The 20060-nt window shown below is 46.8% G+C and carries 19 protein-coding genes and 1 riboswitch; of the genes, 7 read left to right on the top strand and 12 right to left on the bottom strand.

Annotation, left to right across the window (positions count from 1 at the left end; translation table 11 throughout):
- Window positions 1–46: 46 nt before the first annotated feature.
- Window positions 47–1846, bottom strand: coding sequence for an amidohydrolase family protein (locus H595_RS24620; RefSeq protein ID WP_240474911.1), 1800 nt, complete (start codon window positions 1844–1846; stop codon window positions 47–49).
- A gap of 92 nt (window positions 1847–1938) precedes the next feature.
- On the bottom strand, window positions 1939–3219 hold the full coding sequence (locus H595_RS24615) for a hypothetical protein (RefSeq protein WP_240474910.1): 1281 nt from the start codon (window positions 3217–3219) through the stop codon (window positions 1939–1941).
- Between the two features lie 151 nt (window positions 3220–3370).
- Between H595_RS24615 and H595_RS23890 the strand changes: the two genes are divergently transcribed.
- Window positions 3371–3616: a DUF1289 domain-containing protein gene (locus H595_RS23890; RefSeq protein WP_084153610.1), complete on the top strand. Its 246-nt coding sequence runs from the start codon at window positions 3371–3373 to the stop codon at window positions 3614–3616.
- Window positions 3617–3778: 162 nt separating this feature from the next.
- Window positions 3779–5329 (top strand): cation:proton antiporter family protein, encoded by a 1551-nt coding sequence (locus H595_RS0114590; protein ID WP_027671871.1) that lies wholly within the window; start codon window positions 3779–3781, stop codon window positions 5327–5329.
- A gap of 58 nt (window positions 5330–5387) precedes the next feature.
- Here the strand turns inward: H595_RS0114590 and H595_RS0114585 are convergent, their stop codons facing one another.
- The 3 genes from H595_RS0114585 to glpK all read right to left on the bottom strand — a co-directional run bounded on the left by H595_RS0114585 (window position 5388) and on the right by glpK (window position 8252).
- The gene (locus tag H595_RS0114585; protein WP_027671870.1) at window positions 5388–5759 is read right to left on the bottom strand and encodes a DUF3718 domain-containing protein; all 372 of its coding nucleotides are present in this window, start codon (window positions 5757–5759) and stop codon (window positions 5388–5390) included.
- Window positions 5760–5875: 116 nt separating this feature from the next.
- A riboswitch (cyclic di-GMP riboswitch) is annotated at window positions 5876–5972 on the bottom strand.
- Between the two features lie 84 nt (window positions 5973–6056).
- Window positions 6057–6698: a pyroglutamyl-peptidase I family protein gene (locus H595_RS22500; RefSeq protein WP_051219924.1), complete on the bottom strand. Its 642-nt coding sequence runs from the start codon at window positions 6696–6698 to the stop codon at window positions 6057–6059.
- Between the two features lie 66 nt (window positions 6699–6764).
- Complete coding sequence (glpK, locus tag H595_RS0114575; protein ID WP_027671869.1) at window positions 6765–8252, bottom strand: glycerol kinase GlpK; 1488 nt, start codon at window positions 8250–8252, stop codon at window positions 6765–6767.
- A gap of 88 nt (window positions 8253–8340) precedes the next feature.
- Between glpK and H595_RS0114570 the strand changes: the two genes are divergently transcribed.
- Complete coding sequence (locus H595_RS0114570; protein ID WP_027671868.1) at window positions 8341–8682, top strand: DUF1840 domain-containing protein; 342 nt, start codon at window positions 8341–8343, stop codon at window positions 8680–8682.
- Between the two features lie 56 nt (window positions 8683–8738).
- On the opposite strand, the gene H595_RS0114565 is transcribed toward H595_RS0114570, so the two are convergent.
- The 6 genes from H595_RS0114565 to H595_RS0114540 are packed head-to-tail and all read right to left on the bottom strand — an operon-like array spanning window position 8739 to window position 15902.
- Entirely contained in the window at window positions 8739–10076 is a 1338-nt protein-coding gene (locus H595_RS0114565) for a sensor histidine kinase (protein ID WP_205623237.1), read from the bottom strand.
- Window positions 10066–11391: a sigma-54-dependent transcriptional regulator gene (locus H595_RS0114560; protein WP_027671866.1), complete on the bottom strand. Its 1326-nt coding sequence runs from the start codon at window positions 11389–11391 to the stop codon at window positions 10066–10068. The genes H595_RS0114565 and H595_RS0114560 overlap by 11 nt, the downstream gene beginning before the upstream one ends.
- 3 nt (window positions 11392–11394) lie before the next feature.
- Complete coding sequence (locus H595_RS0114555) at window positions 11395–12588, bottom strand: FtsX-like permease family protein (protein WP_027671865.1); 1194 nt, start codon at window positions 12586–12588, stop codon at window positions 11395–11397.
- A gap of 5 nt (window positions 12589–12593) precedes the next feature.
- Window positions 12594–13895 (bottom strand): ABC transporter permease, encoded by a 1302-nt coding sequence (locus tag H595_RS0114550; protein WP_027671864.1) that lies wholly within the window; start codon window positions 13893–13895, stop codon window positions 12594–12596.
- A 10-nt stretch (window positions 13896–13905) separates the two neighbouring features.
- Window positions 13906–14604, bottom strand: coding sequence for an ABC transporter ATP-binding protein (locus tag H595_RS0114545; protein ID WP_027671863.1), 699 nt, complete (start codon window positions 14602–14604; stop codon window positions 13906–13908).
- A 29-nt stretch (window positions 14605–14633) separates the two neighbouring features.
- Complete coding sequence (locus tag H595_RS0114540) at window positions 14634–15902, bottom strand: efflux RND transporter periplasmic adaptor subunit (RefSeq protein WP_027671862.1); 1269 nt, start codon at window positions 15900–15902, stop codon at window positions 14634–14636.
- A gap of 280 nt (window positions 15903–16182) precedes the next feature.
- Between H595_RS0114540 and H595_RS0114535 the strand changes: the two genes are divergently transcribed.
- Complete coding sequence (locus H595_RS0114535; RefSeq protein WP_027671861.1) at window positions 16183–16722, top strand: hypothetical protein; 540 nt, start codon at window positions 16183–16185, stop codon at window positions 16720–16722.
- Window positions 16723–16814: 92 nt separating this feature from the next.
- Here H595_RS0114535 and H595_RS0114530 read toward each other — a convergent pair whose 3' ends face one another.
- Window positions 16815–17780: an integron integrase gene (locus tag H595_RS0114530; RefSeq protein ID WP_027671860.1), complete on the bottom strand. Its 966-nt coding sequence runs from the start codon at window positions 17778–17780 to the stop codon at window positions 16815–16817.
- Window positions 17781–18043: 263 nt separating this feature from the next.
- Here H595_RS0114530 and H595_RS0114525 point away from each other — a divergent pair, with 263 nt between their 5' ends.
- The 3 genes from H595_RS0114525 (at window position 18044) to H595_RS0114510 (ending at window position 19594) form a co-directional block, all read left to right on the top strand.
- Window positions 18044–18286, top strand: coding sequence for a hypothetical protein (locus tag H595_RS0114525; protein WP_027671859.1), 243 nt, complete (start codon window positions 18044–18046; stop codon window positions 18284–18286).
- Between the two features lie 428 nt (window positions 18287–18714).
- The gene (locus H595_RS0114515) at window positions 18715–19245 is read left to right on the top strand and encodes an AAA family ATPase (RefSeq protein ID WP_027671857.1); all 531 of its coding nucleotides are present in this window, start codon (window positions 18715–18717) and stop codon (window positions 19243–19245) included.
- A gap of 97 nt (window positions 19246–19342) precedes the next feature.
- The gene (locus H595_RS0114510; protein ID WP_156885992.1) at window positions 19343–19594 is read left to right on the top strand and encodes a hypothetical protein; all 252 of its coding nucleotides are present in this window, start codon (window positions 19343–19345) and stop codon (window positions 19592–19594) included.
- Window positions 19595–20060 lie beyond the last annotated feature (466 nt).

The raw sequence follows: 20060 nt of genomic DNA, 5'->3' as shown, positions 1-20060 counted from the left end.
CTGATAAAAAGCCCATCATCCGATGGGCCTTTTTATCATAGGTTGTTTATCGTGGCTCAAACTCAAAAGGTGCGCGTTTGCGCTCACGCAGACCGATTTCGTTTAAGGTATTGGCATCAAATAAACGGCCGTTCACCATGGTATGGCTAACGCGGTCACTCAAACGGATATCTTCAAGCGGATTACCATCGATAACGATTAAATCAGCCAGTTTACCAGCCTCCAGGGAACCTAACTGATGATCCATGCCAAACGTTTTGGCTGGATTAATGGTGGCGGTTTTCAACGCTTCCAGCGGGCTCATCCCACCCTGAGCAAACATCCACATCTCCCAATGGGCGCCTAAACCTTCGCGTTGGCCATGTGCACCAATATTGGCGACTACACCAATATCGCTTAGTTCTTTAGCCGTTTTTACTACGGCGAAATGGTTGTAGTGGTTATCAGGTGCTTTGGGGCGGCGCATGCTACGAGGGGCCAGCTCATACATTGGTACATAAGTGCGTAGTTTCGGATGTTTCCATACTTCGGTTTTGTCGTACCAGTAGTTCTCGCCCCAAATACCCCCATAGGCCACCACGAGTGTTGGCGTGTAGGCTGTTTTGCTGGCTTGCCAAAGTTGTTTTACATCGTCGTACACCTTAGCAGCAGGCAGAGCATGCTCAATTGTCGTATGGCCATCAACAATCATAGTAAGGTTATGCTGCATTAACGAGCCGCCTTCCGGCACCACCATCATATTAAGCTCGCGTGCGGCCTGTATTACCTGTTGCCGCTGGTTGCGTCTTGGCTGGTTATAACTTTTAACACTAAAGGCGCCGGCTTTTTGTAAACGCTCTAAATGAAACTTAGCGTCGTCAAGACTATCAATGTGCGATGTGTACCCTGCACCTTCAGCGCCATATAAAATAGTGCCGGTTGAGAAAATACGTGGCCCAACAATACGCCCGGTCTGCTGCATTTCACTGGCAGCAAACACTTCGCGGGTGTCATTTGACGGGTCGTGAATCGCAGTAACACCAAAGGCTAACGAGGCATAATTTTGCCAATTTTGTTGAGGTGTAATTTGATTGGTACCCTGACTGCCGTGGGCATGAGCGTCAAATAAGCCAGGCATTATCGTTTTACCGCTAATATCAAACACCTTAGCGTTAGTTGGCACTTTAACGTTTTCACGCGTACCAACGGCCTTAATTTTATTGTTTTCAACCAGCACTACGCCATCTTGTATCACCTCGTCGCCATTCATGGTAATCACCTGACCACCAACAAAAGCCACGGTGCCACGCGGTATGTCAGCCGGTACCGTAATACCAAGATTGATACCATTTTTGGCAGCGAAATCAGTTTGCTCACTAAAATCGAACAGGCCTTCAATGCTGGCATGGTAAAGTTCAGGGCCAAGGCTCCAATACAGGTTTCTGCTATTGCCGCTCCAGCTAATAAATTCCCCGGCACGCACTGAGAGTTGTTTCACTGGAAATTGTTTATCGTTACCGCTGATATCTATTGCACTGCCGCGCTCAGTAAATGGCGTAACGAATACTTTAAACCGGTCGGCAAAGGCCAGGTATTTACCGTCGGGAGAGAGGATAAACTCGGTGCCAAATTTTGCCGTGTATAGTGTCTGTTGTGTCTGTTTGTTAAGGTCGATACGGATAAGACTGGGCATTTTGTCATAATCCATGGCATACACCGCGTCATTGTCTGCGCCAAACATGGGGTTACGCCCATTGGCGCTAATAAGCTCGGGAGTACCACCTTTGCTGCTGATTTTGTACAAACCAGTTTTGAGTGACCACTGCTTTGGTAACAGGCTGCCTGCGCCTGTTTTACGATAGATCACTGTTTTGCCGTCCGGGCTAAATACAGGCTCAACGTATTTACCAGGTTCATCAGTTAACTTGGTAATACGGCCATTACGCAGGTTTAACGTGTTTACCGCGCCTTGCTTATTGTCATTCCAACTGACATAAACCAGTTGCTTGCCGTCACGGGAAAATTGCGGATAAAACTAAAATCAGTGCTTTGTTTGGTCAAACGCTTGGGTTTAGGATCGTTGACATCGGTAATATAGAGATGGCCAAGTGCGGTAAATACCGCTTGCTCACCGTCTGGCGATACTTTTACAAAGCGCAGCATTTTTGTCTCAACCTGCTCTTTGTCAATATCTTGTTTTACGCGCACGGCCGTCTGAATTTGCTTACTGGTTTGTACATTAAACGCGATGGTTTTAACGGCTTTGTCAGCTACGTTTAGCTGTTTAATGTCGCCACCGGCCCAGAACAACAGTGATGCGTTATCTGGCGTCCAACTAAGGGTGGGGTAAACACCATGAATCGCCCAGGTTTCTTGCATATCCCGGTCTAAGCCGTCATACAATTTTATATGTTCGCCGCTGGTTAAATCATATAAAAAAAGCGTACTTTGAAAATCTACCCGGCGAATATATGCCAAATACTTACCGTCAGGTGAGGGCGTTGGACGAATAGCGCCTCCGGCACCTTCTAACACGACATCCCATTCGCCAGTTGCTCGTTCGAAGCGTTTAATTTTATAGATGCCGCTTTCAGAGTCTTTACTGTAGTGAAAGGTTTTACCTGGCGTATCGTCTTGTGAAAAATATATGTATTTACCGTCGGGAGAAAATGCTGGCTCACCTAAATCTTTTTGATCATTTGGCCGGCCTGTTAACATAATGCCACTGCCACCGGTTTTGTGGTACTGCCAAATTTCACCAGCACCTAGTGATCGGCTGGCAGTAAAGTGCTTACGGGCGACAATAAATTCACCATCTGGGCTCCACGCTGGGCTGTTGAGCAAGCGAAACGTTTCATTGGTAATAGCGCGAGGCGAAGAGCCATCGGCATTCATCAGCCAAATATTGTCACCGCCACCTTCATCACTGGTATAAGCAATATATTTACCATCAGGGCTAAAAACGGGCTGCATCTGCCAACCAATATCTGCCGTCAGTAAAGTTGCATCGCCGCCCGAAATGGGCATAGTGTAAATATCGCCTAGTAAATCAAATGCTATGGTTTTACCATCCGGGCTGACATTAATGTTCATCCAGCTGCCTTGGGATACCTTAATGTTGACTGTTTCAAATTGTCCTTGTGGCGCATTAACATCCCAGGTTGCGGCTGGTTCAGTTTCTGCCTGTAGCACAAAACTGCTAACAGCCAGTGCAAGTAAAGAAGGAGTGAAGCGTTTCATAGGGCGGTTCCTGTATAGTCTTAAGCTATTTATTATCATCGTTAGTATGCTGCTTTTGCAGAGTGACACAAACTGACAATAGAGTTAAGTCATTCAGATGGCGCTTGCGGTAGAATTCTCCCCAGAGCCGATAAATTTAGGAGTGTGGTCTTTGATTGAATCACCATGTGTCGCCTGTTGCCGTTTAAACAGTGAAAAAGTGTGTGTTGGCTGTTATCGCCATATTAGTGAAATAGTGGATTGGAATAGACGGACAGATGAAGAAAATTCCGCTATATTACAAAAGGTTGCTATAAGAATGCATGAAGCCACCAGCCAGAATTTCCCTGACACGGAAACCCGTCCCATTACTCAGGCAGAATGGTTGGCGGCTAAAAAGCTGTTGAGATCGGGTTAGGGGGGTAATGCAAGCGGTAGTGTGCTAGCTATTAATAGCGCAGCCTTGGCGCAAACGACACCTTGCTGTGTTCAAAGCGAGAATTGGTAAATGATCTACATTAATATCAATAGTATCTACATGCGCTAAAATATTGAAATTGAATATAAATGGATAGGGTTTATGCTTGAAGCTGTCTGGATTGGTTTTGCATTCTCATTAGGTTTGGCGGTTCGGGCTATCGGCTTACCCCCGTTAGTGGGTTACTTATTGGCAGGTTTTGTTATATCCGCGACGGCGTCAGAATTTAATTTGCCGCCAGAGGGGCCGTCAATTATTCATCATGTCGCGCATTTAGGCGTGCTGTTATTGCTGTTTACTGTTGGTTTAAAACTCAATGTCCGCAGCCTGGGTAAACCCGAGGTGCTAGGTGGCAGTATGCTGCACTTTGCACTGTCTATTCTGCTAACTCTGCCGGCAGTTCTGTTAATTTTTGATGTAAGCTGGTATCAGGCATTGATGCTTGCTGTAGCGCTGGCATTTTCCAGCACCGTGCTTGCGGCTAAAGTGTTGGAAGGGAAGCGAGAGATCCGCGCTTTTCATGGCCGGGTGGCCATCGGCATTTTGATTATGCAGGATTTACTGGCGCTGTTGGTCATGAGTCTGGCAAATGGCACTATACCTTCACCTTGGGCGCTAATGGTCTTTGCGTTACCGTTACTGCGGCCCGTGTTGTATAAATTACTTGATGCCAGTGGTCATGAAGATTTACTTATCTTGTTTGGTTTGTTGCTGGCGCTGGTTATTGGTGGTCAGGGTTTTGAGTTAGTAGGGTTAAGTTCTGAGCTGGGTGCCTTGGTGTTTGGCGCTATGTTAGCCAAGCACGCCAGAGCGGGTGAATTGTCTAAATCTTTGTGGAGCATAAAAGAGTTTTTCCTGGTTGGTTTTTTTCTGCAAATTGGCATTGATGGTTTGCCCGATGCCAATGCCTGGTTATTTGCCGGTGTAATGTCGTTATTACTGCCGGTTAAAGCCATGTTATTTTTCCTGCTGTTAATTATGTTTAAACTGCGTGCGCGAAGTGCATTTTTAACCAGTATCAGCCTGACAAACTATAGTGAGTTTGGCCTGATTGTAGCCAGTGTAGTGTTACCTGAGTGGTTAATTCCATTAGCATTAACGGTGGCAATATCGTTTGTCATTTCTGCGCCGCTAAATCGCTTAGCGCATCCGCTTTATGATCGCCTGTGTAACCGGCTGCTGAAATTTGAGCGCAATATTCATCACCCGGATGAGCAACCTGTATCACTGGGTGATGCTGAGGTGTTAATAATGGGGATGGGGCGCACGGGCAGTGCCGCCTATAATTATTTGCAAGGCAGCCGAAAAATTATTGCTATGGATTCGGATCCCGCCAAGGTATTGCAACACCAGCATAAGGGTATCAATATTTTTTATGCTGATGCTGAAGATCAGGTATTTTGGCAAGATTTACATTTTGGTGCCGTTGAGGCTGTGATTTTAAGCATGAATGATGTTGAAGCCAAAGTTATTGCAGCAAGAAAGTTACGTAATGCCGGTTTCAAAGGATTTATAGTATCGCATAGTATGCATGATGACGAAGCGCGCGATATTATTGGTGCTGGTGCAGATCAAACGTATTTAACGATGTCAGAAGCAGGTGTGGGTATTGCTGAACACGTTAAACAGCATTGTTTTACGGCAAAGGTTTAACACAGCAGAAAAAACAAGGCGCCTTATAGGCGCCTTGTTTATTTAATCATTTGCTAGCTTAACTTGCGCTGCGCTCTTGGATGGCCGCGATGATTGGAGATGAACCAAAGCCATTGCTGTTTGCCCATTCGATATCGCCTGATGCCGCAACCTGGCTACCTGGTAACTGGCTGATAATGAAGTTTGCTGCATCAGCGGCGTTGTGTTTAATGGCGTGGCGAACTAACGGTAAACCGTCACATACGATACCATCGTATACATTACGTAAACGTAAACGGTTGTCAGTCAAGGTTTTACGCAAGTTGTTTTTGCTATCGGCAGCCACGTATGAACAAATTGATATTGCCAATTGATCATTCGCTTTTACAGGCGCGCTAATGAATGCGGTTGCAGCAATAACAGTGGCTAAAATAAGTAATTTGGCTTTCATAGTCGTGCTCCGAAATAAGTTATTTCACAATCATAAGTGTCACAGATTTACTATCTGAGGTGTTCATCACGAAAGGACATACAGCATGTCGAGCAGATAAATAACATCGCACTTGCGATGGCAGCCCAGCTATCGTAGATGCCAATTTATTGGCAACCCTTAGACCTGAAGCTTTGCGTGTACACCCTTTCGGATGACTTGCCTTTCGAGTGGGGCATTTTAATTAACGCTTTTTTTTTATGCAAGCTTAATTTTGAGTAAAGTGAAAACTTTATTAAATTTAGCTATTTAGACCTGTTAGCTGGTTGAACGCAGCATATTGTCACTGTGCGCCAAGCAGACATCTGCAGCCAGCTTTACCGCATTTAGGATCACGTCGATACTAATGCTGGCTGTGCCTGGCTGCAGGCAGGCCTGTTGCGGCAACAATGGAAATTGCAGTAAGCCGCCATGCAGGCTGATATTCTGATGTTTAATATAATGCATTAAACCATAGAACAAATGATTAGCGACAAAGGTCCCTGCATTGTAAGACAGTTGAACAGGCAGATTATTGCTGCGTAGTTTATCGGTAATAGCATTAACCGGCAGATTACTGAAATAAGCCGCCGGGCCATGTTGCGCGGTGAGAGTATCGCGTGGTTGTTGATTAATATTGTCGTTTTGTTTGGCGTCATTGATATTTAATGCAACCTTCTCAACACGAATATCTACCTGGCTACTGCACTGGCTTAACAACATTAAATGGCTGGGTTTGTGCTGATTAATAAGCTGCTCAAGCACGGTAAGACTGTCTTTAAACGCGCAGGGTAGCCGTTCTACCTGCAGCTGACACTCTGCATCAGCCTGATAATCTGTCAGACAGCGTAGCTGATGATAAAGCGCGATAGGGCTATCTGGCCCCACACTATCAACAACAGCAATCAGTACGTTACGCATTTAATTGCACTCCTTTACTTGTCAATGCTATGCATACTATAGCACTTAGCATTTAGCACTTAACGGTTAAAGTTCTAGCGCGATAAGCGCTTTGCAGGCTCTTTGCCAGCGCTGATACAGTGCTTGTGCGCTATCTGCGGGCAAAACCGGCTGAAATTGCTCGCCACTTTGCCAGATTCGGTTTATATCGGTGAGGTTATTAACATATCCCAGTTGAAGTGCCGCCAGAAAAGCCGCGCCCAACGCTGTTGTATCAGTAGTATGGCAGCGGGTTATCGGCGTTTGGCTCAAATCTGCCAGCGCTTGCAAGTACCAGCGGTTTGCGGTCATACCGCCATCTACACGCAGGCTGTCAACCCGAACACCGTCCTTTAACATGGCACTGAGTAAATCCCGACTCTGGTATGCCACACTACAAAGTGCTGCTGTAGCAAGCTCGGCCCGGCCAGTATCGCGGGTCATACCAAATAACGCGGCGTTAATTTCAGGCCGCCAGTACGGGGTGCCAAGGCCGGTAAAGGCGGGGATTAGTAGTTCAGTTTGCTGGTAGCTACTTTGCTGAGCCAGCGCTTCAGTGTCACTGGCCTGTTGGATAATACCGAGTTTATCCCGCAGCCACTGCACAGTCGCGCCGGCCATAAAAATACTGCCCTCCAGCGCGTATGTGCTTTGACCTTCTAGCCGCCAGGCTAAAGTGCTTAGCAATTTATGCTGGCTGAGCATTACTGTGGCGCCGGTATTCACTACGGCAAAGCAGCCTGTGCCATAGGTGCTTTTGCTCATACCGGGGGAGATACAAGCCTGACCTAACAGGGCCGCTTGCTGATCGCCAATCATACTCAGAATGGGAATGTTAGCGCCAAGAATATGCAGGTCTGTAATGCCAAAATGTGCAGCATTATCCATGACTTGGGGCAATATAGCGGCCGGAATATCAAACAGTTGTAACAGCTCATCGTCCCAGCGTTGACTGTTGATATTAAACAGCAGAGTACGACTGGCATTGCTGGCGTCTGTGGCATGCACCTTACCACCGGTCAGTTGCCATAACAGATAACAATCAACCGTGCCAAAGCACAGTTCACCTGCCTCGGCCAGTGCCCGGGCGCCGGGTATATTATCTAATAGCCAGCCAAGTTTAGTGGCAGAAAAATACGGATCGGCCAACAGCCCGGTTGTTTGCTGCAGTATCGGCTCACAGCCGGTGTCTTTTAATTGCTGACACTGCTTAGCGGTGCGTCTGTCTTGCCAGACAATAGCCGGATACAGCGTTTTACCGCTTGCTTTGTGCCACAGCAACGTGGTTTCGCGCTGGTTAGTTATGCCAATAGCGGCAATATCGGTGGGTTTAAGCGCGAGTTGTTGCAGCGCCTGCTTAATGCAACCCAGTACACTTTGCCAGATATGATGCGGGTTTTGTTCAACCCAACCTGGCTCGGGGTAGCTTAGTGGCAGCTCTTGCTGCGCGGTGGTAAGGGCTTGCAACGCCGAATTATAAATAATGGCGCGGCTGGAGGTGGTCCCTTGATCAATCGCAAGAATATATTTCGACATGGCGCAAGCTTTTAGCGTTATGCTTAAGTAATTGTGCAGCCTAGCAGTAAATGCGCAGGCTGCCTACGGCAAACCGCAGGAGAAAATGATGATAGTGACATTTAAATCCAAAGCAAGTGGCGATCTAATTTACTTTAAAGACGCCGCTTTGCGCTTATTGCAGCTGATGGGCCGCGATAACAAAGTTCCTTCGGCGCTTTACGCTGAGGATGTATCTGCAGCATTGACGGCATTGCAACAGGGGCTGGCCGCAATTGCCGAAGCTGAGCGCGTTAAGGCAGAACAAACTAAAGCAGAACAGGGCTGGGATGAACCGGCTGATAACGAGCAAAACAGCAAAGCGCACATTAGCTTAAATACCCGCGCGCTGCCACTACTGGAGATGTTGCAAAAAGCGCATAAAAAACAGTGTCCGGTATCCTGGGAATAACCTGTACCCTGGAAATAACCTGTACCCTGGAAATAACCTGAACTCTGGTAGTCGTGCTAAGTAGTCTGGCGCGGCTGATGCTTAGGCAATAACAAGGTAACTTCCAGGCCACCTGCGTAATTACGCAGGCTAATATGGCCGCCATGGGCTTCAATAATGTCACGGCATAAGGTTAGCCCTATACCTGAGCCGCCACTTTTACTGGTGTAGAAGGGAACCAATGCGTGTTGCAGGGTTTCATCGCTCATACCACCGCCACCGTCCTGAACTACCAACAATAACGTGTCAGGTTGTTCAACCAGTTTTAATGTGATTTGCGCTGCAGCAGAGCCGGACTCATGGGCATTTTTCAACAGATTTAATAGCAATTGTGTTAGTTGTTGAACATCTGCCAGCCAGTCTGTGGCAGGCAAGTCATCGACTAACTCAAACTCGTATTGATCCTGCAGCTGGTTAATCAGTCTGGGCCAATTCACTACACCGGGTTGAGGCGGTGGTAGCTTGGCAAACTGAATATAGGCTTGAACAAACTGGTTCAGGTGCAGGCAACGTTCGCTTATTGTGTCAAATAGCTGGCTTAGTTGCGCATGCTGTTGCTGCTGTGCCAGTTGGCCGCCAGAAAATGCCAGTGATGACAGCGGGGCTAAGGTATTGTTCAGCTCATGACCAATAACCCGCAGCAGTTTTTTCCAGGCGCTAAGCTCTTCACGCTGAATTTCACGGGTTAGCGGTTTTAACAGATATAAATGGTGCTGTTTCTGATTCAACGTAAACTGGCTTATTGCCAAGTGCCATATACTGTTGTCCGCCAGATGCAGCAAACCGGGTTGCAAACTGGCAACAGCCTTAACCAGTGCTGGCACCGGGGCAATAAGGTCTTCCAGTTTATGGCCATTGAGTGCTTTACCCATATTGAGAAGCTGCCGCGCGGCAGGGTTACTCATTAGCACAGTGTTATTGGCATCGGTTAGTAGCATCGCCGTTGGGCTGCTTTGTAATACGGTATCCAGCAATAACTCACGCTGGTAAAGCGTGGCCCGCTCACTGCTAAGTTGAGCCGACATATTCGCTAAGCTGGTGGCAAGCTCAGACAACTGATGTATCTTCGTTTGGTTTGCATTGGTGTTAAAACTACCATCCTGCAGGTTTTGCGCGTGCAGGTTAAGCGCGGCAATTTCTTGCAGCAAGGGCTTCATTGCATAATGTTGCAGTATTGCCAGCACTATGCCCGTACTGCATATCGCTGCGGTTATCAGGCTGTTGGCACCAAAGGCACTAAACTGCACAGCTAGTGCAATTAAGGTGAGTAATAAACAAAGCAAATTGAGCGAACTTGCGCTGTCTGGTCGTCGCCAAAAGTGCGATGCTAAAGAAGGTGAGTGTTTAGGGCGCATCAATGCCGTAAAACTCCATTCGTCTATACAATGCCTGACGACTGATACCAAGCTGTTTAGCGGCCCGTGATACTACGCCACCTGCTTGTAGCAAGGCTTGCTGCAATTGTTCGCAGTCAATATCATCCAGCGCTCTTTTTGCCGCTGTTGTTACTTCGGCCAGCCCCAAATCCTGGCTGTGTATTTCATTACCGTTGGTTAACAACAAGGCACGCTGACAGACATTTTGCAGCTCGCGAACATTACCAGGCCAACTATAACGTCGTAGCAGTTGCTCTGCTGCTGGGCTTAACGTCTTTTTGCCAGCAAGAAAATACCGTGCCAGTGGCAATATATCGTCTGGCCGCTGCGCCAGTGCTGGCAGTTCAAGCTGTACAACATTGATACGGTAGTATAAATCCTGGCGAAAGGTGCCAGAGGCAATTGCAGCTGTTAAGTCACTGTTGGTGGCACTTATCAGCCGTACATCCACCTTGCGGGTAACACTGGAGCCCAGCCGTTCAAACTCACCGGTTTGCAGAACCCGCAATAATTTGGCCTGCCCAGCCAATGATAAGGTGCCAATTTCATCTAAAAACAGGGTGCCGCCATCAGCCGCTTCAAAGCGTCCAATGCGGTTTTTTTGCGCGCCACTATAAGCACCGGCTTCGGCACCAAATAGCTCCGCCTCCATCAAATCAGCGGGTAAGGCACCCATGTTTACTTTTATAAACGCGTTATTTCTACGCGGTGAATTGGCATGTAGTACGTTGGCAATGCCTTCTTTACCGGCGCCATTGGGGCCGGTTATCAATACGGCTGCGTTTGCGGGCGCCAATTGCAAAGCCATTTGTAGTAACTGTTGCATTTGCTCGCTGGCAAACACCAAACCACACAAATTTTTATCAGCAAAGACGGCGCTGCGTGCTTGCTCGGTGCGTTGTTGCTGTGCGGTTAGCTGCTTTAATTTTAATGCATTGGCCACGGTAAGCAGCAGACGTGCGTCATCCCAGGGCTTTGCAATGTAATCGGTTGCACCGGCTTTAACCAGTTCAACCACCATTTCCAGCTGTGTCCAAGCGGTCATTAGTACCACCGGAATTGCGGGGTATTGCTTGCGTAACTGATAAAACAGGGTTTGCCCTTGTGCCCCTTGCATTTGTCCAGCGCTGAAGTTCATATCCTGCAAGATAAGGTCTATATCGTGATCTGCAAGGCATTGCCAGGCTTGCTCGGGCGAGGTAGCGAAAAGTACCTGGTAACCCTGCAATCCAAACAGCGTTTGCAGGGCATGACAGATTGGCTGATTGTCATCAATAACCAATAATTTCAGCATAGTTTATAAGGCTTTAGTGGCAGTGGCCGGTGATACCCGGGTAGCAATGGTCGCAGGATACCATGTTGCTACAGTGACACAAAGTAGCAACACAGTTATCGCAACTAGTGGCAAATATCCACTTAAAGCCGGTATCGATATAACTTGTGCCAGTGCATGATTCAGTAGTAGTGCTAAAAATACCCCCAATACCGATCCTAACGCCGTGCATAGCCAGTTCTCGGTTAGCAGCTCTATAAAGATGATTTTTTTACTGGCCCCTAACGCGCGTTTAATGCCAATTTCTTGTTGCCGTTTAAGGGCGTGAAAATGCGTGCTGCTATAACTTGATACCATTGTTACCAGCAGCATTAATCCGCTTAACAGCGCCAGCAACGTGGCAAGACCATATTCGTTCCGGTACAGGCGTTGATGTTGCTCAGCCAGCGTGCGGATATTGTAGATTTCAATATTGGGTTCCACATTACGTAATGCACTATCCAGTTGTTGTCTGACGGCTGTTGTATGTTGTGGCTGGCTTCGCAATAAAATACTGTAGCCCCAATCTACGCCGTAGGGCGGAGCGACCTGCATATTGTTGTACATCACATGGCTGCCACTGCGCTGGCCATAAAAGTCACTTATAACCGCCGCAACCCGGCCGCGGCTAACCTGTTGACCGGGGGCAGAGGCAGAGCCAAACAGTTTCTGCGCCAGACTTTGGGTTAACACCACATCCGGTGTGCCTGGTGCATCGAGTGACACCGAATGTTGTGGCAGCTCACCTTGTAATACCTGGCTACCAAGGACTTTAAAAAAGTCTTTCGATACAAAGTACATTGGTACAGATGGCACATTCGTGCGCTCTTGTTGTTCAACAACGAAGATATTACCGTTGTTGCCGCCTTGCGCAATAGGAGACTGGTTAGAATACGCTGCAGCGATAACACCAGGAATGGCCTGAACGGCATCAAGCTGGCGGTTTAGTAAGTCTTCCAAAGCCGGATATACCCGCAATGACGCTGTGGTGGGTTTAAGTTGTACCAACAAAATGTTATCCAAATCCAGCCCGGTTGGTTGGCTAAGCTGCTGATGCGTTTGTTGAGCCAGCAGAATACTGTTTAGCAGCAATGCGAGCGTCATCGCCAACTGCAACAGAAGCAGACCTGTGACCACTTTACGGCTGAATAGCACTTTACAAAGCATATAAAATGACATGCTAATTATTCCTTAAGTTGCTGATTTAATGTGCCAAATGATGCACGAAGAGAGGGATATAAGGTAACCAGATAGCTACAGACAAAGGCGATTACCAGTAAGCTGAGCAGTAACGGCAGATCCCAGTTTGAAAATAAGCTGTTGGCTGGCAATAGCTGGTTCATCAGTTTAATACCAGCAAACCCGGTAATAAGGGCGCCAATAATAGTAAATATTGCCATCAGCAGCACATCAGCCAGCATCTGCAATTGCAACTGGCTGCGGCTGGCGCCCAGCGCCCGGCGTAAACTGAACTCGTATTGATTACTTAAATAACGGTTTAACGATAAGTGACTGGCGTTAAACAAACAGACCAATAAAAATAGCAGTGTTACCAGAGCAAAAGCTTTAATGTCGCTACTTTCACCACCAAAGTAGCTGACAATATTACGCATTGCGACTAACTGGTTATTGGGTGCAGAGGGGTGACGGCCAGCGGCTTTTTCATCCTGCACCAGGTTAGCCATAAATTGCCAATACCGCTGTTGTTGTGCTGGCGTATCTAATTGCACCCAGTATTGTAATTGATGCAGTGCGCCGGTGCGGCCTTGGGTACTCAGCTGGCGGTAGTCTGTATCATCAAACGTTTGTGATTGAGTGTTCGACAAATAATTCATGTCGTAGCCTGTTTCCAAAGGCAGATAAATGTCGTCTGTATCGCTTAAATGATTCTGGTTATTCGCATCATATAACCGCGGTAGCATTTGCCAGGTATCCAGCACGGCTGCAACGGTAACGTTGCGATCATCCAGCAGCAGTTTTTCGCCAATAACGTTGGTACGACCAAACAATTTCTCAGCGCTGGATTTGGTTAAAATTACCTCATGGCGGGCGCTATTGTCTGGCCAGATACTGCCATGTAATACCGGCACATCAAAGAGGCTGAAAAAGTCACGCTGGGTAATACGGATACTTACCGGTAAGGGCGCTTGTTCGGTACTTTGGCGCAAATAGCCATCGGCACTGTACATGGCTGCAGCCTGGGTAGGAATGTCTGTCTGGCTGAGCTTTTCAACATTGTTGTAACTTAATACCGAGGGCGTTTTGCAATCGGTACTGCATTCGTACGGCACCAGATTTAACATTGGAAAAAACAACTTATCGCTTTTATGCGGCAGCGGATCGCGGTTTAGCTGGTAATAAAACGTCGCATTGGCAAAAAAAACACCCAACCCCACACTTAAAATAAAGATGGTTAATGCATAGGGCAGCGGGGCTCGTTTAATGCCTTTAAAACTGACTTTAAGATAATAGATAAACTGTTCCATACGATACCCCTTATGCGCTTTGAGCACTGAGCGGCTCATACAAGGTGCTATCGTGCAGCTGGCCGTCAATAATTTGGATGTTGCGCCCGGCGCGGCGTGCTTGATCCGGGTCGTGCGTTACCATCAAAATGGTGCAACCTTGCTGATTAATTTGCTCCAGCAGCTCCATAACCTGACGTGCCATTAACGAGTCCAGATTGCCGGTAGGTTCATCGGCCAGCAAGATGCGGGGTTTACCGGCAATGGCTCTGGCAATAGCAACACGCTGCTGCTGACCACCAGAAAGCTGGCTTGGAAAATAGTGGCGTCTCGCATGTAAGCCGACTAATTCCAATGCGTGCTCAATGCGTTGTTTGCGCTCTGCTGGCTTCAAGCCGCGATAGCGCAGTGGTAGCTCGATATTGTCAAAAATGCTGTAATCTTTAATTAGGTTAAAGCCCTGAAATATGAAACCAATTTTCTCATTTCTGAGCTTGGATAGCGCGGAATCTGACAAACCATTTATCGATTTACCGTCCAGCAGGTAGTCACCACTATCAAAGCTCTCTAAGGTGCCTAAAATATTTAGTAATGTTGATTTGCCAGAACCTGAGGGGCCGGTTAGTGCGGCAAATTCACCTTCTTCAACCTGTAAATTCACTTCGCGCAGGGCGTGGGTTTCGATAAGTTCCGTGCGGAAAATTTTGCTTAAGTTAGTTAGCGTTATCATTGGTTAATCCTTGGTTTATATTAAATGGGTTAGTTTAGGTTTACCCGCTCTACATCTTTAAAATCACTGAGGTTGGAGATCACCCATTGCTCGCCTTCAGTAGCGCCGCTAAGTATTTCTACCCACTGTACTGAAAGCGCGCCTAATTCGATGTTTTTGCGCTGTGCCTGATTGTCTATCACCTGATAAGCCATGCGACCGCCACCGGAGCTGACGAAGTCACCGCGGGCAATTTTCAATACATTGCTTTTATGTTCCATAATCACTCTGGCTGTCAGGCGTTGGCTTTGGCGCAGTGCGGTACTGTCTGCGTTGCTAAAGCGCACCCTGGCGGTTACCTGATTGTTGCGCACCTCTGCTGCTATGGTGCTAATTGTGCCGCTGAGTTGCTGATTGCCAATGGTTATTTCAACTTGCTGCCCTGTCGCTAAATCCCGGGCATAAGATTCTGGCACTGCCAATTCGGCTTCGTACTGGCTTAAGTCTATGACGGTTAACAATGCCTGCCCTGGCAACACATGGCTTTGCTGTTCGCTTAGCCAGTTGCCCAGTTGTCCGGTAACGGGGGCGGTAATATTCAAGGCTGCGACTTTGCGTTCTAATTCGTTTACCACCAATTGCTGGCGATGAATGTCCTGCTGGCGAGAGCTTTGCTCAAATGTAAGTTTGTCTTTGGCCAGTTCAACCTTGCGTTTTGCATGGTCAAACTCCAGCTCGGCTTTCATTAAATTATCGCCGGCAATGTCAAAATCTAACTGGCGGATCACGCCAAGATCAATTGACTGTTTGGCGCGTTGTAGCTCTCGTCTGGCCGCAATTAAATTTACATGCGCGCTATTCATCACTTGTTCCATGTCCAGCTGTTGCTCGCGCGCAGATAATGCCGAACGCTCAGCATTTGAGTGCATTGCCGCAAGTACCGCCTGTTGTTGCTGCAAATCATTTTCAAGCGCCGGGCTGCTAATGGTAGCCAGCAAGTCACCTAGTGTTACGGCTTCACCGGGTTGCTTAAATAATTGCACTTGCCCGGTTTGCTGGCTGTACAGGGTAGGGGCGTTAGCGGCAACGATGCGTCCCTGCACCGCAATATCACGCACCAGGTCACCTCGCTGCACGGTGGCAAATTGCATTTGGTTACGGGGCAGCACTAAGCTGGCTGACTCACCAATAGAGTGAAAAAATGCCATAGCCAATAAGGTTATTGTGATGACTATGCCTGCGGCAGGTAACATGCGGCGCATCCCACTTTTAGTGGGCTGCTGTAAAACGGTATCCTGCTGTTCGGTGCCTTGGATCATAATACGTTGTCCTGATAAACGTGTTGTGAAACGATTGCGTTATACATAGCAGCTTTAATGCCAACTTTTAACGTGTTGATATTTAAAGGTATTAATGATTATTGTGTGATTATGCCGTGTCCGCGGACACTTTTTGTGTCCGGCAGTTTCACTCGGACAATGAGTGGTGTGTTAAAGGCGAGAACTAACATTGAAAGCGATACTAATAAAAACTGTGCTGTACCGGCGCAACGCCTGCTATTTTTATTGCTACCGCCAACTCTTTGCAGGGCATTAGCATATGGCACAACTACTGGACGTCATTATTGGCAGTTTTCTTGGCAGCAGTGTAGTAACTGCATTATTGGGCGTATTTTTTCTACGCCGCAATAAGACTATTGAAAAGCAAATTGAAACCCAGTTTAGTCAGGGCTTAAAAGTGTTTGAGTCTACCCGAAGCTGGAAAGAACAGGCACTTGGCGAGTTGTTTGGCCCAATGCAAATGCAGCTGGAGCGCACCAAGCGTGCTTTTGAACGCTGGGACAATAAAAACCTGCATTTAGAAGCCGAGGTTATTCAAAAGGGCAATATTGCCATTCGCGATTTATTACTGGGCAAAGGCCATTTAATCCCTGCGCAGTTAATGGCGCACGCCGTTAGCCTGATAGAGCACTACGACGCCTGGATAGAAGCGTACAACCGCATTCGCAGCGATACTAATCTAACCGCTCAAACCGATTTCGTTTTTGCCGGCCCGGCAGGTTATCCATTTCCGGTAAAAGCAGAGCAGGCGTTTAAAGACGAATTCAAAGCATTACAGCAAACATTGTATGGTGTTTAAGCCCTGTTAGTAGGTAACCAATGTTAACCCTATGCCTTAACTAACAAGGGTTGTGCTATGTTGCCTTTTACAGCAGCTGTGTACGATGCTTTTTACAGTAGCTGTGATAGCGGGCTTTTAACGCCCGCCGCGCCCCGGTTTAGTACATGAGTGTATATTTGCGTAGTGCGCACATCGGCATGGCCCAATTGCTCTTGCACGGTACGGATATCGGCACCGGACTCCAGCAAGTGAGTAGCGAAACTATGGCGCAGCGTATGGCAGGTAACATTTTTAGAGATTCCCGCTTTTTTCGCAGCAATTTTAATTTCGCGCCTGACACAGCTCTCATCAAGATGGTGGCGGCGCAGGAGCTTACTATCTGGATCGACACTTAGTTGCATTGATGGAAATAAATACTGCCACCCCAGCTCTTTAGGTGCTGTGGGATATTTACGTGCGAACGCATAAGGTAACCAGACACCGATATAATCAGGGTTAGCCAAATCGGCCTCAAAATATTGCATTACAAACTGGCTTTGTTGCTTAAGTGTTGTAACTAATTCTTGTGCCAGCGTGGTACGTCGGTTTTTATTGCCTTTACCTTGCCATACCATAACGGACAAATAGTCATAATCTATTGCATGCACCCGCAACCTAACGGCCTCCATCAGCCGCAAGCCACTGCCGTACATCAACTGAGCCAGCAGTTTATAGCGCGGATCAATAACCCTTAACAGCGCCGTTATCTCGGTGCGGGTTAATACCACTGGCAGCTTAGGCGCAAGCTGCGAGCGATTAAAGCTAAGGTTTAACGACAAGGGTTTTTGCAGTACTGCTTTATACAGAAAACTCAGGGCGTTCAAAGCCGACGCCTGAGTGCGCGGCGCCACATTACGCTGGTTAGTTAAATAAGTTAAAAAGCGCTCGACATCTTGCTCAGTTAGCTGTGCTGGATGCTGTTTTTTGTGAAACAAGATATACGCCTTTATCCAGTACACATAAGCTTCAACCGTTCGTTTGGCATAACGGCGGGCATACATAAACTCAGCGATATATTGCAAAAATGGCGATGCCATAACTTTCACCCATAAATAAAGAAAGCTGTATTAATATACAGTAGCGGGTGAATTTATTGTTAGCAAGTAGATCGCAAGGTTTCACCCCGCTTTCTACAAGTAGAGATAATCACAACGTTAAAAATCTGTTGATTTAAAGGAGCTTATTAGATATTTTGCTGTCATTTATTAAAGATAGAAGGCAATATCCCGCGTTTTATAGAAGGGGCTTTGCAAACTATTAAGCTGTTATGCAGTCTTAACTAACGAACCTTGAGTGAATAATGGGCACTATTGAAATATTCGTAATGGTGGGGTACTTAATTGTATACATGTATTTGGGATTTAATTTACTGATGATGATACTTGAAAAGAGAGTGAAGTTTTCATTAGTAGAAATCAGTAGGGCAATTGAGCAATTGCTAAGCAAAGATCTCAACCCTAAAGAATATGTCCAAGCTCGTATATATTTCTGGGGCACGTTTTTGATGCTGGCTATGGGCATGATTTTATTAAGTTTGGCTTAGTGCATAACAAGCGCCATCAAAACGCCGCTGCGCGGCTCGACTCGCAACAAGTTGCTCGCGTTTGTGGCGGGCGTTAGTTGCTAAAGTCGGCGAGAATCATATGCATAGCAATAGACTTTTAAAGACTAGAGTTTACGTTTTGATAATTGCAGCTTTTATTGTTTTCTTTAGCGCTGCGCGTGTACTAAAGCCGTATGAAAGCCAAATTAAAGAACACTCAGACTTGTGGGTTCTATTCGGTATTTTCGTTCTGGCGTTGGTTTCTTTGTTTATCGAATATGTTGTCTATTTTATTTTTTTACGAAGAAGGAAAGTCTTTTGACTTGTTCGGCAACTAACAAACCGCGTCATTTCGGGCCTTCGGCCCTTGCGACGCTCACAAGTTCGCGCGCATGCGCGGGGCGTTATGTAACTCAAGGAAGATCTGCGTGAAATTTGTGATGATTTACGGCCCATCGGGCATTGGAAAAGAAAGTGTGGCACGCGAACTGGCAAAGAAAAATGGTTGGCATTTATTCCCACAGCATCTGGCTTTCGATATAGCCTGCGCCGTTGTCGGTTTCGGGAATAATGGTTTTGAGAAATACCAGCGAAAAATTTGTCTGGACGCATTCGAGGCACTTATTGAAAAGAACGTCTCCGGGATTGTTTTTACATTTTGTTATGTATACCCAGCCAGCAATTACTTTATAGATGGTCTGTTTGAATTACTTAGAAAATACGAATTAGAAGGCGATTTTGTTCGGCTATCCTGCGATTTTGATGAGCATGTTCGCAGAGTGACCAATGAAAGTCGGAAAAATACAAACAAAATCCAGTCCCAAGAATATCTAGAAAATTATTTAAGCAGGTTTGATTTTTCAGTGGATATTGCCGGAGTTGAAACTTTCCACCTCAACACTACTGAATTAAGCATACAAGAGTCGGCGATTGAAATTGAAAAGCACATCGTCACATAACAAACAAATTTTATCGCCAGCAAACAGCGCTGGCTGCGACGCCAACCGCGTGCGCGGTCGTCGCGCTAAATTTGGGCGTTATAAGCCATAGGCAAGTATGAGTGTAAACAGGGAACAACTCGCGAAAGTTCGGATGCCGTTTAGAGTGCTGGCAGGGTTTATTTTATTGCTTTCCCTGTTTGCTATTCTAGTAACTGTATTTTTTGCAATTACAGAACCATATGATCATATTATTTGGGCTTTAAGTGCAGTAGTTTTAACTATGGCGTATGTATCGGCACATGTAGCTATTACTGGTTATGCCCCTAAATTCTTATTGTTTGCGCACGGTGCCAAAAATGGCTTATAACAAATTGCTTAATTTCGTTCCGGCCACAAACAACGTGGCCTCCACTGGACTGCCTACGCTGCGCTGCGGCAGCCAATTAGCAAAGCGTTAGCAGGTATTCGGGTTTTAACGGTTTTGCTGCGTGTTTTTGTTCCGGTATTGCTCGCGTTTGGTTTTCTTGGCGGCAGCGCCAAAAGTTAAAGTTCGCCAGTTTGTGAGTTTGCCGCAAACGGTGGTGGCGGTAGCGTTGTTCTTCTTGGCTTCGCTTAACAGTTTTATAGGTTCCGGTTGGCTCGCTGTGTCGCAGTTAACGGGTTTAGTTTTTAATTAAAAGCAGCCGTGCCGTTGTTTGGGTTTGCCAGTGCGGCAAGCCGCGAAAGTTTGGTTTGGGCTGCTAATAAACAAGGATAGGTCGCGCGCAGCCGCGACTTAATCCTGTTGTTGGACAAGCCCGGTGTTTGAGTTTTCTGCTTATATAGTAGATATA

Source organism: Rheinheimera baltica DSM 14885 (assembly GCF_000425345.1).
GTDB lineage: Bacteria > Pseudomonadota > Gammaproteobacteria > Enterobacterales > Alteromonadaceae > Alishewanella > Alishewanella baltica.
This window is presented reverse-complemented; position numbering and strand designations above follow the sequence as displayed.

Bases quoted from the DNA above. Each gene is read 5' to 3' on its own strand.
- H595_RS24615 (WP_240474910.1), bottom strand. From the start codon at position 3,219: ATGAAACGCTTCACTCCTTCTTTACTTGCACTGGCTGTTAGCAGTTTT.
- H595_RS0114590 (WP_027671871.1), top strand. From the start codon at position 3,779: ATGCTTGAAGCTGTCTGGATTGGTTTTGCATTCTCATTAGGTTTGGCG.
- H595_RS0114585 (WP_027671870.1), bottom strand. From the start codon at position 5,759: ATGAAAGCCAAATTACTTATTTTAGCCACTGTTATTGCTGCAACCGCA.
- H595_RS22500 (WP_051219924.1), bottom strand. From the start codon at position 6,698: ATGCGTAACGTACTGATTGCTGTTGTTGATAGTGTGGGGCCAGATAGC.
- glpK (WP_027671869.1), bottom strand. From the start codon at position 8,252: ATGTCGAAATATATTCTTGCGATTGATCAAGGGACCACCTCCAGCCGC.
- H595_RS0114570 (WP_027671868.1), top strand. From the start codon at position 8,341: ATGATAGTGACATTTAAATCCAAAGCAAGTGGCGATCTAATTTACTTT.
- H595_RS0114565 (WP_205623237.1), bottom strand. From the start codon at position 10,076: ATGCGCCCTAAACACTCACCTTCTTTAGCATCGCACTTTTGGCGACGA.
- H595_RS0114560 (WP_027671866.1), bottom strand. From the start codon at position 11,391: ATGCTGAAATTATTGGTTATTGATGACAATCAGCCAATCTGTCATGCC.
- H595_RS0114555 (WP_027671865.1), bottom strand. From the start codon at position 12,588: ATGTCATTTTATATGCTTTGTAAAGTGCTATTCAGCCGTAAAGTGGTC.
- H595_RS0114550 (WP_027671864.1), bottom strand. From the start codon at position 13,895: ATGGAACAGTTTATCTATTATCTTAAAGTCAGTTTTAAAGGCATTAAA.
- H595_RS0114545 (WP_027671863.1), bottom strand. From the start codon at position 14,604: ATGATAACGCTAACTAACTTAAGCAAAATTTTCCGCACGGAACTTATC.
- H595_RS0114540 (WP_027671862.1), bottom strand. From the start codon at position 15,902: ATGATCCAAGGCACCGAACAGCAGGATACCGTTTTACAGCAGCCCACT.
- H595_RS0114535 (WP_027671861.1), top strand. From the start codon at position 16,183: ATGGCACAACTACTGGACGTCATTATTGGCAGTTTTCTTGGCAGCAGT.
- H595_RS0114530 (WP_027671860.1), bottom strand. From the start codon at position 17,780: ATGGCATCGCCATTTTTGCAATATATCGCTGAGTTTATGTATGCCCGC.
- H595_RS0114525 (WP_027671859.1), top strand. From the start codon at position 18,044: ATGGGCACTATTGAAATATTCGTAATGGTGGGGTACTTAATTGTATAC.
- H595_RS0114510 (WP_156885992.1), top strand. From the start codon at position 19,343: ATGAGTGTAAACAGGGAACAACTCGCGAAAGTTCGGATGCCGTTTAGA.